This is a genomic window from Vreelandella sp. L-15 (genome assembly GCF_056857635.1).
Map to the genome: position 1 here is coordinate 48,836 of NZ_JBSXNN010000092.1, position 14,029 is coordinate 62,864.

At 56.7% G+C, this 14,029-nt stretch carries 12 protein-coding genes and 1 other RNA gene; 2 read left to right on the forward strand and 11 right to left on the reverse strand.

Going from position 1 to position 14,029, the window contains the following annotated elements:
* Positions 1 to 17: 17 nt before the first annotated feature.
* From murG to rsmI, 11 genes are all read right to left on the reverse strand, one after another.
* Positions 18 to 1,115 (reverse strand): undecaprenyldiphospho-muramoylpentapeptide beta-N-acetylglucosaminyltransferase, encoded by a 1,098-nt coding sequence (murG, locus tag AC13CY_RS13750; protein ID WP_089674974.1) that lies wholly within the window; start codon positions 1,113 to 1,115, stop codon positions 18 to 20.
* Positions 1,116 to 1,133: 18 nt separating this feature from the next.
* The gene (gene ftsW, locus AC13CY_RS13755) at positions 1,134 to 2,330 is read right to left on the reverse strand and encodes a putative lipid II flippase FtsW (RefSeq protein ID WP_172514588.1); all 1,197 of its coding nucleotides are present in this window, start codon (positions 2,328 to 2,330) and stop codon (positions 1,134 to 1,136) included.
* Complete coding sequence (gene murD, locus AC13CY_RS13760) at positions 2,327 to 3,706, reverse strand: UDP-N-acetylmuramoyl-L-alanine--D-glutamate ligase (protein ID WP_172514589.1); 1,380 nt, start codon at positions 3,704 to 3,706, stop codon at positions 2,327 to 2,329. The genes ftsW and murD overlap by 4 nt, the downstream gene beginning before the upstream one ends.
* Before the next feature lie 57 nt (positions 3,707 to 3,763).
* Positions 3,764 to 4,846, reverse strand: a complete 1,083-nt coding sequence (gene mraY / locus AC13CY_RS13765; RefSeq protein WP_044629186.1) for a phospho-N-acetylmuramoyl-pentapeptide-transferase — start codon at positions 4,844 to 4,846, stop codon at positions 3,764 to 3,766.
* A gap of 9 nt (positions 4,847 to 4,855) precedes the next feature.
* Positions 4,856 to 6,211 (reverse strand): UDP-N-acetylmuramoyl-tripeptide--D-alanyl-D-alanine ligase, encoded by a 1,356-nt coding sequence (locus AC13CY_RS13770; protein WP_474786753.1) that lies wholly within the window; start codon positions 6,209 to 6,211, stop codon positions 4,856 to 4,858.
* Complete coding sequence (locus tag AC13CY_RS13775) at positions 6,211 to 7,701, reverse strand: UDP-N-acetylmuramoyl-L-alanyl-D-glutamate--2,6-diaminopimelate ligase (protein WP_089674979.1); 1,491 nt, start codon at positions 7,699 to 7,701, stop codon at positions 6,211 to 6,213. The genes AC13CY_RS13770 and AC13CY_RS13775 overlap by 1 nt, the downstream gene beginning before the upstream one ends.
* A gap of 16 nt (positions 7,702 to 7,717) precedes the next feature.
* Positions 7,718 to 9,424 (reverse strand): peptidoglycan D,D-transpeptidase FtsI family protein, encoded by a 1,707-nt coding sequence (locus AC13CY_RS13780; protein ID WP_172514590.1) that lies wholly within the window; start codon positions 9,422 to 9,424, stop codon positions 7,718 to 7,720.
* Positions 9,421 to 9,756 (reverse strand): cell division protein FtsL, encoded by a 336-nt coding sequence (ftsL, locus tag AC13CY_RS13785; protein ID WP_044629182.1) that lies wholly within the window; start codon positions 9,754 to 9,756, stop codon positions 9,421 to 9,423. Before ftsL ends, AC13CY_RS13780 begins: the two co-directional genes overlap by 4 nt.
* Before the next feature lie 2 nt (positions 9,757 to 9,758).
* Positions 9,759 to 10,712 (reverse strand): 16S rRNA (cytosine(1402)-N(4))-methyltransferase RsmH, encoded by a 954-nt coding sequence (gene rsmH / locus AC13CY_RS13790; RefSeq protein ID WP_062373403.1) that lies wholly within the window; start codon positions 10,710 to 10,712, stop codon positions 9,759 to 9,761.
* A gap of 52 nt (positions 10,713 to 10,764) precedes the next feature.
* An RNA gene (gene rnpB / locus AC13CY_RS13795) (RNase P RNA component class A) lies at positions 10,765 to 11,136 on the reverse strand.
* A 32-nt stretch (positions 11,137 to 11,168) separates the two neighbouring features.
* A complete protein-coding gene (gene rsmI / locus AC13CY_RS13800; RefSeq protein ID WP_044629180.1) occupies positions 11,169 to 12,026 on the reverse strand; it encodes a 16S rRNA (cytidine(1402)-2'-O)-methyltransferase in 858 nt (285 codons plus the stop codon).
* Positions 12,027 to 12,138: 112 nt separating this feature from the next.
* On the opposite strand from rsmI, the gene AC13CY_RS13805 reads away from it, so the two are divergent.
* Positions 12,139 to 13,647 (forward strand): penicillin-binding protein activator, encoded by a 1,509-nt coding sequence (locus tag AC13CY_RS13805; protein ID WP_044629179.1) that lies wholly within the window; start codon positions 12,139 to 12,141, stop codon positions 13,645 to 13,647.
* Positions 13,637 to 14,008, forward strand: a complete 372-nt coding sequence (locus AC13CY_RS13810) for a YraN family protein (RefSeq protein ID WP_044629178.1) — start codon at positions 13,637 to 13,639, stop codon at positions 14,006 to 14,008. The genes AC13CY_RS13805 and AC13CY_RS13810 overlap by 11 nt, the downstream gene beginning before the upstream one ends.
* Positions 14,009 to 14,029 lie beyond the last annotated feature (21 nt).

Consider the following 14,029-nt stretch of genomic DNA (forward strand, 5'->3'; position numbering starts at 1 on the left):
GTTAGTCACTGAATCGGTCACGCAGTTTCTCCTTGCTTCACTAATCCCAAACAGCCTGCTGCAAGACGCTCGGTGGCATCTAAATAAGCGGCTTGGCGCGCTTTAGACGCCATTTCCGCCAGCCTGTCGGGATGAAGTAATTCGTCTAATAATTGAGTTAAGCGCTCAGGCGTGAGGGCTGATTGGATGACACACTGAGCCGCTCCCGCCTTCACCAGCACATCAGCATTGACTCGCTGATGGTCATCTACTGCAAATGGAAATGGCACTAACAGCGCAGGCTTTGCCGCTGCAGCCAACTCGGCAACCGTTAACGCACCAGCGCGGCAAACCACAAGATCCGCCCATGAGTAGGCGGCCGCCATATCATCGATAAAGGGGCTAACATCGGCCACAATGCCAAGTTCTGTATATGCCTGGGCGGTGGCTACGTCGCGCTCTTTACCGGCTTGATGGCGCACATCCGGGCGCCGCTCTGGTGGTAGCGCGGCAAGCGCTGGCGGCAGGCGCTCATTTAGTGCTACAGCACCGAGCGAGCCACCCACAACCAGCAGCCTAAGCGGCCTATTAGACATCTCAGCCACCTGCTTAGGGCTCTCGCCTAGCGCCGCAATCTCTTCACGCACGGGGTTACCAATAACTACTGCACGACTGCCAAACGCATCCTCAAAGGCGGCGTAAGTACGCGTCGCCAAGCGCGAAAGCACTTTATTAGTGAGGCCTGCGACGGCATTCTGTTCATGAATGACCAGCGGCACACCCGACAGCCGCGCCGCCAGCCCACCCGGGCCACTGGCAAAGCCCCCCAGGCCGACCACAACATCAGGTTTAAAGCGTTTAATGATGCGTCGCGCCTGCATCACCGCTCGGGAAAGATTGATGGGCGCTTTGCACCAGCCTGCCAGCCCTTTGCCCCTCAGCCCTTCAATGGCAATCGTGTGTAGCATAATACCAGCATTAGGCACTAGCCGATTTTCGATACCACGCGGGCTTCCCAGCCATTCAACGTCGACACCCTTGGCCTGTAAAGCATGCGCCAAAGAGAGCGCAGGAATAACGTGCCCACCGGTTCCCCCGGCCATAATCAATATCCGTCGACGCGAGTTCGTCGCCACAAACGACTCCTTGAATAATTACGATAAACGCGGTTCTCGGCGTGCTCGGTAGGGGGTAGGCGTACGCCGGGGGCGGTGCCGAGTCTCAGCATCCACACGCAGCAGTAGCCCAATCATCATGCCCGTCACCAACAGACTTGAGCCGCCATAGCTGATTAGCGGCAGAGTAAGCCCTTTTGTGGGCAGCAACCCAGAGCTTACGGCCATGTTAATTAACGCCTGAGCCGCCACAATAAATCCAATGCCGTAGCTAACGTAGGCGCCAAACAGATGCCCTGCCAGCTCCGCGCGGCGGCCGACCCACATGGCGCGTACAATAAATAGAGTAAACAGTAGCACCACTAAAATGGCACCAATCATCCCTAGCTCTTCGGCCACTACGGCAAAAATAAAGTCGGTGTGGGCTTCCGGCAGGTAGTGAAGCTTTTGAACGCTATTGCCAAGACCGGTACCTGTTACATGCCCACGACCAAACGCAATCAACGCCTGGGTTAACTGATAGCCGGTGGCAAATTGATCGGCCCAGGGGTCAAGAAAGCTTGTCCAGCGGGCCAAGCGGTAGGGCTCCATTACTACCATCATCACCGCCCCAACCCCCAGCACGCTTCCACTGCCGAGCAGTAAGGTCAGCGAGGCTCCGCTCATCATTAACATGCCAATGACACATACGGTGTAAACCACCATGCCACCGAAATCTGGAGCTAAGAACAGCAGGCTCGCGGGCACGGCAAGCACGGCCAATGGCCGCCACATGGTAAACGCCCGCCGCCGCAGCTCGTAGGTAAAGCGCGACATAAATGCCGCCATGTAAAAAATAAGGCCCACTTTCGCCAGTTCCGACACCTGCAAACTCGGCAGCGGCCCAGGCAGTGAAATCCAACGCTTACTGCCGTTCACCTCTTGGCCAATAACTAGCACCACCACCAGCATAAAAATGCTGACGAGTAGAATAAGCGCTGCGTTCTGCCGCCACAGCTCCAAAGGCACGCATAACATAAATAAGCAGGCAACAATGGCTAATAATAGAAAGATGCCGTGCTGACGGGAGTAGTGGTAGCTGTTTTCCAGTAGCCCCACCGACGCAGAGCTGACCATAATCCAGCCAAGCCCCGCCAACGCCACCACCGCAACAATCAGCCAGATATCACAAGGCAGGTGCTGGGTCGTTAAGGCAGCGCGCAGGCGCTGTACTCTACTGAGAGATTCATCGCTCATGGCGTCAACTCGCTGCGTTTGTGCTCAACCCAGTGACGAAAGGCGTCACCTCGTGCCTGATAGTTGGCGAATTGATCCAAACTGGCACAGGCGGGTGACAGCAGCACGCAATCACCGGGTTTGGCCATGGCGAAAGCAACCTCCATGGCTTGCGTTAAGTGTTCTACACGCTCAACCGGAATCGCCTCATTAAGCGCTTCGGCAAGGCGCGGCGCATCGGCCCCAAACACAATAGCAGTGCGAGCGCTATTCGCTAGCGGCGCAGCCAACGGAGAAAAATCCGCCCCCTTGCCAACGCCGCCTGCCAAAAGAAGCAGCTTTCCTTGCAGGGTGGCGCCAATCCCGTTGATGGCAGCCAGCGTCGCGCCCACATTGGTTCCTTTGGAATCATTGACCCAGCGAACGCCGTTTAGCTCGGCAATGGTTTCACTGCGGTGCGGCAAGCCTACAAACGCTTTTAGGGCACCGCACATACTGGCTTTATCAAAGCCTAATGCGCGCCCCATCGCCAGCGCCGCTAACGCATTGGCGTAATTATGCTGCCCAGTTATACGCAGCTCATCGGCTAACAGCCATGGCGTTTTGCCCTGCATTAGCCACCAATGGCCCTGTTGCTCGACCAGTCCCCACGCAGCATCACGGGGAGTATGTACCCCAAAGTGTTCGATATGCTCTAGCGGCTGATCCGGCCATGTTTGCGGATCGTCAGCATTCACCACGGCGTGCTCTGCGCCGATAAAAATACGCTGCTTGGCCTGTCGGTAGCCCTCTAGATCGCCGTGGCGATCTAGATGGTCATCGCAGAGATTTAAGAAGGCCGCCGAGGCCGCGCCTAAAGAGGGCGTGGTTTCCAACTGAAAGCTGGATAGCTCTAGGATGTATAGGTCGGCGTCTGGCTGTTGCGCCAGAAGATCAAGCGCGGGCGTACCTAGATTGCCGCCCACAGCGGCATTAATGCCAGATGCAGCAGCCATCTCGCCAAGTAGCGTCGTCACTGTGGACTTAGCATTGGAGCCCGTAATGGCCGCAATGGGTGCTTTCACGGCACGTTTGAACAGCGCGATTTCGCCTACCAGCATGGGCTCGCCAGTGGCAGGGTTATGGCGCTCAAGCAGCCCCTCCAAACCAGCCGTGCGAGGATCTACACCTGGGCTAATCACGACCTCGTAGGCCTGACAAAAATCTACAGCAGCCAGAGAGCCACAATGCACCTGAACATCCGGGTACGTTTGGCGAAAAGCCTCCACCCCTGGCGGCGCTTCACGGGTGTCAGCCACCATAAACGGCCTACCCAGCTGGGTAAGGTGGCGGCAAATCGCCTGACCAGAGAGCCCTAGCCCAACGACTACCGTAAATCCGTTTGGTACCTGCACCATGTGGCTCCTTCTGCCATACGCCAAAGGCGGCCTGTGCGCCGCCTACTGTTTCTTTGATTAACGAACTTTGAGCGTGGCCAAGCCTAGCAGCACAAGTACCACGGTAATAATCCAGAAGCGCACGATAACCCGCGGCTCTGGCCACCCTTTCAGCTCGTAGTGGTGATGTAGCGGTGCCATGCGGAAGATGCGGCGTCCAGTTAGTTTGTAGGAGCCTACCTGGAGGATCACCGAGACGGTTTCCAGTACAAAAATACCGCCCATGATAAAGAGCACGATCTCTTGACGGACAATGACCGCGACTACCCCTAACGCAGCCCCTAGGGCAAGGGCACCTACGTCGCCCATAAATACCTGGGCGGGATAGGTGTTAAACCATAAAAAGCCAAGACCGGCACCCGCGATGGTGGCACAAAATACTGCTAACTCGCCGGTGCCGTGGATAAAAGGGATATGCAGGTAGTTGGCAAACACCGCATTACCGCTGGCATAAGCAAATACAGAGAGCCCCATCGCCACCAGCACAGTGGGCATAATCGCCAAGCCATCCAAACCGTCGGTAAGGTTGACGGCGTTGGAGCTGCCGACGATGACGAAGTAGCTCAATACGATGTAGAACAAGCCCAACGACAGCGCAACGTCCTTGAACAGCGGAATGAGCAGACTGGTTTCGGCGGGCGTGGTGGCCGTGGCGTACAGAATGATGGCGGCTCCCAGGCCGACCACCGACTGCCAGAAATATTTCCAACGTGCAGGCAGGCCTCGTGGGTTCTTTTCAACCACTTTACGATAATCGTCGACCCACCCGATGGCGCCAAAGCCCAGCGTCACCAGCAGCACGATCCAGACGTAATAGTTGGTCAGGTCACCCCACAGCAAGGTGCTGATCGCAATCGCCAGCAGGATCATGGCGCCGCCCATGGTCGGCGTACCTGCTTTGGAAAGATGCGACTGTGGGCCGTCGTCGCGAACGGCCTGGCCAATCTGCCCTTCGACCAGGCGACGTATCACCCAGGGCCCCAGCCAAAGGCACAGCATCAGCGCGGTGAGCGCGGCGAGAATGACGCGCAGCGTCAAATAATTGAACACCTGAAACGCAGTTTGGAATTGAGCTAAAAAATTCGCCAAGTGAAGTAACATGAACGGCGCTTACCTTGTTTCATCCGCACGCAGCGCAGCAATGACCGTTTCCATGCCTGCACTACGTGACCCTTTCACCAGCAGAGTGGTGTTAGGCGGAAGAGTATTAAGAACATGACGCACAAGCGTCTCGTGGTCGTCAAAGTGTTGCCCGCGACCAAAGGCACTTGAGGCCGCGCGCGCCGCCTCGCCAAACGTTAATAGCGTATCGATACCTAACGACGCGGCGTAGCGGCCAATCTCTGCATGTAAAGCTTGGGACTCGCTGCCCAACTCACCCATTGCCCCGAGTGCACACCAGCGTGGCGCTGGGAAGCTAGCGAGCGCATCCAAAGCAGCTTTAACCGCCCCTGGATTTGCATTGTAAGTGTCATCCAACAACGTTGCATTGCGTAACCCCGGCACCACGCTTAGCCGCCCCGAAAGCGAGGTTAAACAGCTTAATCCTGTCACGACGTGCTCTGGCGTTACTCCTAGCGCTAGCGCTGCTGCCGATGCGGCCAGGGCATTACTGACATTATGTTTGCCGATAAGCGGCAACTGCACTTCACCCATGATTTGGCCGTGCGCAACAAGCGTGAAAGCATACCGCCCCTGGGGGTCGCAGGAAAGTGCCCTCGCGTGAACGTCCGCATCGTCATGTAAGCCATAGCTTACAATTTGCCGAGGGGCAGCACAGGCGGCCCAAAAAGCGTAGTAGCGGTCATCCCTATTAATGACGGCAGTACCATGACCGCTAAGACCCGAGAAAATTTCACTCTTCGCCTGAGCAATTTGGCCCATGCCGCCAAACTCGCCCACATGAGCGCCAGTCACGTTAGTGATAATAGCGACCTGCGGTGCAGTGAGCTGGCTAGTCCAGGCGATCTCGCCTAAATGATTAGCGCCTAGCTCAATAACGCCCGCTTGATGTTCGCTCGATAAGCGCAGCAGGGTTAACGGCGCACCAATATCGTTATTCAAGTTGCCTGCTGTCGCCAGCACGCAACCTAGCGGTGCTAACAGCGCAGCAGTCATTTCTTTTACCGTGGTTTTACCGCTATTACCCGTCACCGCCACCAGCGGCAGGATAAAGCGCTGACGCCAAGCCCGCGCGACCAGCCCAAGTCCTAACCGCGTATCGGCGCACACCAACTGAGGTAGAGCGCTATCCACCTCACGCTCTACCAGGGCTGCTGCGGCCCCTTGCTCTTTGGCATGCTCTACAAACTCATGGCCATCAAAGCGCGGCCCTTTTAGCGCGATAAATAGACAGCCCGGCACAATTTTACGCGTGTCGGTCACTACCGCTGAAATGGGCAAGTTGGCGCTCTCAGCCGAGATATCGCAGCCAAGGGCGGCGGCTACTTCTACCAACGCCCACATTAGGGGGTTCCCCGTGTGGCAAGGGCGTGGAGCACCTGCTCGACATCTTGATAAGGGTGGCGAACTCCGTCTATCTCTTGATAGGTTTCATGACCTTTTCCTGCAACGAGAATCACATCGTCAGGAGCGGCTTGATGAACCGCGTAAAGAATGGCTTGTCGGCGGTCACCTCTATCATCTACTGGCACACTACCGGCAAAGCCTGCGTGGATTTGCTGACGAATCTGCTCGGCAGACTCACTGCGTGGGTTGTCATCGGTGACGACCACGTGATCAGCCAGTTGCTCTGCTACTTTCGCCATTTCAGCGCGCTTCCCTGTATCCCGCTCACCGCCGCAGCCAAACAGGCACCATAGCTTGCCTTGACTGCCCAAATGGGCACGCAAAGCACCCAACGCACTCTGCAGTGCATCTGGCGTGTGGGCATAATCTACCACCACGCTAGGGGCGTTATCACCACCGTAGCAGGCCATGCGCCCCGGCACAGGAGAAAGCACTGCTGCTGCTTCAAAGATCGCATCCAGCGGCTCACCTAATCCGTAAAGTACGGCCATGGCAAGTAGTACATTATCCAGGTTGAAACGCCCCACGAGCCCTAGCCGCAGGACTTTTTCGCCTTCTGGGGTGGCTATCAGCGCCTGCTGCCCAAGGGCATGGGGCTGCCAATCTAAAACGCGCAGCGTCACTGCCTCATCGGTACCTGTCGCTAGTACGCGTACATCGCTATCGCAGCCCGCCAGCATCAACTTAGCGAGAGGATCATCACCATTGACCACCGCAAGAGATAGCTCGGTGCGTCTAAACAGCTTGGCTTTAGCGGCCGCGTAAGCCGCCATACTGCCGTGATAATCCAAATGATCTCGCGTCAGATTGGTGAAGACCGCGACGTTGACATCGACTGCGTCCAAACGCTGCTGATCTAACGCATGAGAAGAGGCTTCAAGCGCAACGCGCTTAACGCCCTGACGCGCTAGCTCACCTAGTGTTGCTTGCAGTGCCAACGGGCCTGGCGTGGTTAGACCGCTCTCAAGCAGCTTACCTGGCCGACCCACGCCCAGCGTCCCAATCACACCCGCTTGGGTGCCTAACTGCTCACTTAGCTCGGCCACATAGTGAGTCACCGAACTTTTGCCGTTCGTTCCCGTAACAGCAATGACCTCCAGACCACGAGGAACATCAAATAGCGCTCGACCTAATTCGCCTAGGCGTAGCGAAAGATGGGGGAGAAATAACACCCGTTCCTCTAGCCCTATGTCGCTATCCTTGGTGTGAGCCAGCACCAGCGAGGCACCCTTGGCCAGCGCTTGTTCGATATATTCGCGTCCATCGCGCTGACTACCAGGCACGGCCACGAACACGTCTCCAGCGGCCAGGGCGCGAGAATCCGTTCTTAAACTGAGCTGCTGAGGCAGGTCAGGCAATGCTGGCAGCTTGGCGCTGGGCCATACGTGGTGCAACGCTTTCCATAACTGGTCTGGGCATATGGTCATGCCATCTCCTTAAACACTATTCGACCTCGTAGTCAGGCGGCACATCCAGTAGCCGCAACGCTTTACCGGTGACACTAGAGAACACCGGCGCTGCCACCGCTCCACCATAAAATTCGCCTGCTTTGGGATGGTCAATCATCACCACCGTCACGATACGCGGGTCCGAAATGGGCGCAATCCCCGCAAAGACACTGCGGTACGCATCGGTGGCGTAGCCTTGCTGGCCCGTTTTACGCACGGTGCCGGTTTTTCCGCCAACGCGATACCCTTCTACACGGGCACGTCGCCCACCTGTATAGGCGCCAACCGAGGTTTCTAAGATTTCTAGTAAGTCGTTGGCAACACTCGGCTCAATGGCCGGGATACCTTGGGGCGGCTCTGACAACCTTAACAGCGAAGGGGGTAAGCGTTCACCATTATTAGCCAACGCAGTATAAGCACTGGCTAGCTGAACGGCCGTTACCGATAAACCATAACCATAAGAGAGAGCTGCTCGCTCACTTCTAGACCACTGAATCCGAGCCGGCAGATTGCCCGTAGACTCCCCTGGGAAGCCTGTTCCGGGGCTTTGCCCCAGGCCGAGCTGGTTATACTTCTCCCAAATAGCCGTATCGCTTAGCTGCAGAGCCAAGCGAGACATGCCAATGTTAGAAGATTTTTCAAGAATACCCGCGAGATCCAGTTCACCGTAGTTACGGAAGTCTCGGATCGTAAATTGATCAAGCCTCATCCATCCAGGCGATGTATCTACCACAGCATCACGGCCAACAATACCGCTTTCAAGCACCGCTGCCATGGCTAACGGCTTCATGACCGAACCAGGCTCGAATACATCCACCAGCGCTTGATTACGCAAACCACGAGGATCTAAGCCCGCTCGGTTATTGGGGTTGTAAGACGGCAGATTGGCCATTGCCAGGACTTCACCTGTACGGGCATCCATCATGACCAAAACACCACCATCTGCTTGATGTTCAGCCACTGCAGCGCGCAATTCGCGATATGCCATGTACTGGATACGCTGATCAATCGCCAGGGTCAGCTCTCCGCCTGGCTGCGCTTCACGAATCACGCCCAGCTCTCGCACCAGCCGACCGCGCCGGTCTTTGATGACACGACGCTGCCCCGGGTGACCCGCTAGGTAGGGCTGATAAGCGAGCTCTAAGCCCTCCTGACCGACGTCGTCTACGTTGGTGACGCCGAGTATTTGGGCCGCCACCTCTCCAGCCGGGTAGTAGCGCTTGTATTCACGCTGTGGATAGACACCCGGCGTGCGCAGATCGAGGATGCGCTGCGCAGCGTCTGGGGTCATCTGTCGGCGCAAATACATGAATTCGCGGCTACTGTAGCGCGCCACCCGGGACTCGAAGTCATCCAGTGACATCCCCAGCGCCTGCGCCAGCATGACACGCTGGATGGCGTCTGTAGGCAACTCTTGAGGGTTCGCCCAAAGCGTCACGACCGGCGTGGATATTGCCAGTGGCTCGCCGTTACGGTCAGTGATCATTCCGCGGTGAGCAGGAATAGCTTCATGGCGCAGCGTGCGGGCATCACCCTGGCTCTGCAAAAATGGGCGATCAATCACCTGTAGCAGTGTAATTCGCCCAATCAAAATGGCAGAGGCGAGACCAACTGCTAACAAAATAAAGAAAAAGCGCCCACCAGCAAGCGGCGGCGCAATAGGATATTGGCGGGACTTCCCTCCCCGACCTTCACGCTTCATGGCCGAATCACCTCGACATCATTTACGTCAGGAATACGCATCTCTAGCCGTTCCGTGGCAATTTGTTCAATGCGGGCTGGCGTTGCCCAAGCCCCCTCTTCCAACAGCAGTTGGCCCCACTCGGTCTGGAGCTGGTTTTCTTCCTGCTCTAACCGCTGAAGCTCAGCAAACTGTACCCGCGTCATATGGGTGGTGGTCACTACTGCTAAGCCAGTCAATAAACAGGCAAAAAACAGCACAATCATGGTGATGGGCCACAGGCGAAGGCGCAGTTTAAACGGCCACTCCGCCCTCAGCGTGGAAGCCCAATGCTCTAGCCGCTCAATGCTCATTGTTAGCCTCGCTTACGGGCCGCCCGCATAACGGCACTACGCGCGCGGGGGTTAGCATCCACTTCCTCGTCGCTCGGGCGACTGCCTTTGCCCAATGCTTCAAGGCGACGATTCAACTGATCATCACGAATGGGCACACCCCGTGGCAAGTGGGTGTCACCGCGCACATGATGGCGGATAAACCGCTTCACACGGCGATCTTCCAAGGAGTGAAAGCTGATGACCACTAGATGACCGCCCGGCGCTAGCGCTTCAAGCGCTGCCTCTAAGGCGGCATCTAGCTGGTCAAGTTCCCCATTAAGATAAATACGCAGCCCCTGAAACGCTTTGGTCGCTGGGTGCCGACCTTTTTCCCATGCTGGGTGGGCGGCTTTCAGCACCTCCGCCAAATCCACCGTGTGGGTAAAAGGCTTCTCCACGCGTCGTTTCACCACGGCGTTAGCTAGGCGCTTGGCGTAGCGCTCCTCACCGTAGGTTTTAAAGACGTTGGCAATATCGGCTTCACTGGCTCGCGCCAAAAACTCGGCGGCACTTTCCCCTTGCGTGGGATCCATGCGCATATCTAGCGGGCCGTTGCGCATAAAGCTAAAACCGCGCACAGGATCATCAAGCTGCGGGGATGAGACGCCCACATCCAGCAAAACACCAGAGAGTTTGCCGTAGAGCCCCTGCTCTTTGGCAAATTCAGCCAAGTGAGCAAATTCACGCTGAGTAATGTGGAAACGGGAGTCTTCTATCTCAGCAGCGGCGGCAATGGCCTGAGGGTCGCGATCCATGGCCAACAAGCGACCCTGCTCGCTTAAGCGCGAAAGAATTAACCGGGAGTGACCGCCACGGCCAAAGGTACCATCTAGGTAGATACCTTCAGAATCATGGACCAGTGCATCTACCGCTCCTTCCAATAAAACGCTGGTATGACGAAAACGGGTGACCTGATCAGCGTCAGCAGAAGGCATGTTACTCTCACACATAATTTGGGAAGGCGTGCTTGGCACGCCTTTCATGGAAATGGGGAGTCGGCCGATAAGCCGGGTTCTGTCGTGGACAGTCATTCCTCTAGGCGCTGCGTCACCGCAGCGCTCAAGCAACCTACCCGAACCCAGCGCGGGCCACGCCGTTGGGTCCCTATTTGGTCTTGCTCCGAGTGGGGTTTACCATGCCACGCACTGTTGCCAGGCGCGCGGTGCGCTCTTACCGCACCCTTTCACCCTTACCGGCCCCTGAGGTTTATTTCAGGGACTTAGGCGGTCTACTCTCTGCTGCACTTTCCGTCGGCTTGCGCCGCCCAGGCGTTACCTGGCACTCTGCCCTATGGAGCCCGGACTTTCCTCCCCTAGCGGCCTTTGCGAGCACACTAGCGGCGACTGTCTGGCCAACTCCGGCGGCAAGCATACCAGCGCCCTGCGTTCGCCTCAATGCTGACCTTTCATTGCCTGCAACCGGGCGTACCACTCCTGCTTACGGCCACCCAGCATTCTGGCCGCAATCGAAGCCCCCTGTTTGACACCCACCCCCTCTGCCAGCAGGGCGGCTAACAGCTCATTGGCATTTATCGACTGTTCATCCCCCTGCACCGCCGGAGGGGCACCAGAAATAATTATTACAAACTCACCCCGGCTCTGGTTAGGATCTTCAGCGAGCTGATCACGAAGCGCTGCCGGTGATCCCTGAAGAAATGTTTCAAAGGTTTTGGTCAACTCTCGTGCCAGCACCACCGTGCGCTCAGTCATTTGCTCACATAGCGCCTCAAGCGTATGCACAATGCGGTGGGGCGACTCGTAAAATACCAACGTTTCTTCACGGCTCTGCCACTTCTCCAACGCTTGGCGGCGAGCGCTGGGCTTGGCAGGCAGAAAGCCCCCAAACGTAAAGCGGTCGGTGGGCAGCCCCGCTCCAGAAAGCGCGGTGACCAGCGCGCACGGCCCAGGCAGCGGAACAATGTGGCGCCCTCTGGCGCGTAGTTCCCGCACCAGCACGAAACCGGGATCGCAAATCAGCGGCGTACCGGCATCACTGATCAGTGCAATACTTTCACCAGCTGATAAATAACCATCGAGCGTATCGACCCGCTGGGCTTCATTGTGCTCATGCAGCGATATCATCGGCGTATTCACCCCTAAGTGGGCAAGCAGCCGCGCGCTATGTCGCGTATCTTCCGCCGCAATACGCGATACATCGGCTAATACCCGAGCAGCACGCGGCGTTAAGTCGTCCAAATTCCCAATTGGCGTGGCAACCACGTACAATGTACCCGGATGTTGGTGTGTCATCGTGACTCCCGATTTGTTAATGGTTTGCCCTGACGGTGCGCTATGCTTATGGAAAACCACGCTAACCTGCTGATAGACCGCGACAGCGCAAATGGAAACTAAGGAAGGATACATGAAACAGTCACTTCGTGGCCTGTTGGCCACTGCCTTCATGGCACTTCTCATCACCGGGTGCGCCATGCAACCGCCGAGCGTGGTTGACCGAGTACCCGACCAGGATGCCGGCCGCTTGCTCAGTCAAGCCGAACAGCAAGCCCCAGAGCAGGCCGCTCGCACACGTCTGGAAGCCGCCAATATTTTGGCCCGCCAGGGCCAGCGTGAAAACGCCTTTGATACCGCCAGCAGCATTGATGAAACGCTGCTTAACGACGCCGATCGCGTGCGCTGGGCCATGCTATTTTCAGAGCTTGCTCGCGGGTTAAACGACCCACGCGCCGTGTTGCGCGCAACACAAGTCTTGGACGATGAGCTACCTATGCAGGCAAATCAGCAGCAAACCCTTGCTGAGCGCCAACAGTGGGCACAGCAAACGCTTGATCAGCAGCCGGGGCAAGTTCAAGTCACCTTACCTGAACTTGAGGGCACCGAAATTCGCCGTATTGTGGTTGCACTACCGGAATCTGGCCCGCTAAGCAGCGTTGCCAATACACTTGCCACCGCCATACGCCGCCATAACGAGATTAGTGCTGACGGCGTTCAGTTAAGTTTTATCGATGCTGCCCAGTACTCGCTCGACGAACTGTATAGCCGCGCTCAGCAAATGAATGCCCAGCTAATGATTGGCCCGCTCGATAAGGATCAGGTGTCTCAGCTTGAGCAGCGTGACAGCGTACCCCTGCCTACACTAGCGCTGAACTATGGCAGCGGTGCCAACAACCAAGCACAACGTCTACTGCAGTACGGCTTATCTGCAGAAGGTGAAGCCCGGCAGGCAGCGCGCCGTGCTTATCAGGATGGCCAGCGCCAAATGTCGGTGATGGTGCCGGATAATGACTGGGGCCGCCGAGTTGGTGAAGCCTTCTGGAACGAGTTTCAGCGCCTGGGTGGCGAGGTGACGAATGCAGTGCGCTACAATCCGAGCAGCCCAGTTTCCAACGCTGTGCAAACCGCGCTGAATGTTAGCGGCGAGCGCGCCCGCCTTGGCAACATTGACGCCCTCTTCCTATTAGCGCTTCCCGATTACGCACGCCAGGTGCCGCCCACGCTGGATTATTACTACGCTCCTGACCTGCCCATCTACGCCACCTCGCACCTACATGAAGGCCGGCTGCAAACGCGCTTGGATCAGGATCTGAACGATGTGATGTTCATGGACATTCCCTGGCAAATTCCAGATGCTGCAGTAGGCGGAGAAGAGGTACTACCTTTCTACCCTACCTACCAGCAGTTGCGCGATGAGGCAGATGCCTCGATGTTCCGCTTGATGGCTATGGGTGTTGATGCTTATGAACTTGCTAAACGGATGTCGGACCTGTCCAGCCTAAACGGTTTAAACGGCAGCACTGGGACGTTATCGCTATCAAATGATGGCCGCATCCACCGCGAACTGCCCTGGGCCAAGTTTCAAAATGGCACACCGTCACCCATTTTAATTCCTGGCCTACTGGGTAATGAGCAATAATCCCCAAACTGCCCGTTATCGAGGTGCAGCCATTGAGCGGTTAGCCGCTCAATGGCTGCAGCAGCACGGCCTTCGCCTGGTCACCAACAATCACCATGTAAAAGGCGGAGAGCTTGATCTTGTGATGTATGACCAGGATATTTTGGTCTTTGTCGAGGTCAAACATCGCGCCACAACGCGCCATGGGCACCCCTTGGAAATGGTGAACGCGCAGAAGCGGCGTCGTTTAATTCGTGCGGCATCGCTCTATATTGCGCGACATAACCTCTCTTGCCCCTGCCGCTTTGATATCCTAGCCATTACAGGCACACCGCCCACTCTCGAGTTTCATTGGGAGCAAGCGGCTTTTGACGCTTATTAATACTCTTAACTAGGAAGCCCT

Coding starts and splice junctions, on each gene's coding strand:
- ftsW (WP_172514588.1), bottom strand. CDS start 2,330: ATGAGCGATGAATCTCTCAGTAGAGTACAGCGCCTGCGCGCTGCCTTA.
- murD (WP_172514589.1), bottom strand. CDS start 3,706: ATGGTGCAGGTACCAAACGGATTTACGGTAGTCGTTGGGCTAGGGCTC.
- mraY (WP_044629186.1), bottom strand. CDS start 4,846: ATGTTACTTCACTTGGCGAATTTTTTAGCTCAATTCCAAACTGCGTTT.
- AC13CY_RS13770 (WP_474786753.1), bottom strand. CDS start 6,211: ATGTGGGCGTTGGTAGAAGTAGCCGCCGCCCTTGGCTGCGATATCTCG.
- AC13CY_RS13775 (WP_089674979.1), bottom strand. CDS start 7,701: ATGACCATATGCCCAGACCAGTTATGGAAAGCGTTGCACCACGTATGG.
- AC13CY_RS13780 (WP_172514590.1), bottom strand. CDS start 9,424: ATGAAGCGTGAAGGTCGGGGAGGGAAGTCCCGCCAATATCCTATTGCG.
- ftsL (WP_044629182.1), bottom strand. CDS start 9,756: ATGAGCATTGAGCGGCTAGAGCATTGGGCTTCCACGCTGAGGGCGGAG.
- rsmH (WP_062373403.1), bottom strand. CDS start 10,712: ATGCCTTCTGCTGACGCTGATCAGGTCACCCGTTTTCGTCATACCAGC.
- rsmI (WP_044629180.1), bottom strand. CDS start 12,026: ATGACACACCAACATCCGGGTACATTGTACGTGGTTGCCACGCCAATT.
- AC13CY_RS13805 (WP_044629179.1), top strand. CDS start 12,139: ATGAAACAGTCACTTCGTGGCCTGTTGGCCACTGCCTTCATGGCACTT.
- AC13CY_RS13810 (WP_044629178.1), top strand. CDS start 13,637: ATGAGCAATAATCCCCAAACTGCCCGTTATCGAGGTGCAGCCATTGAG.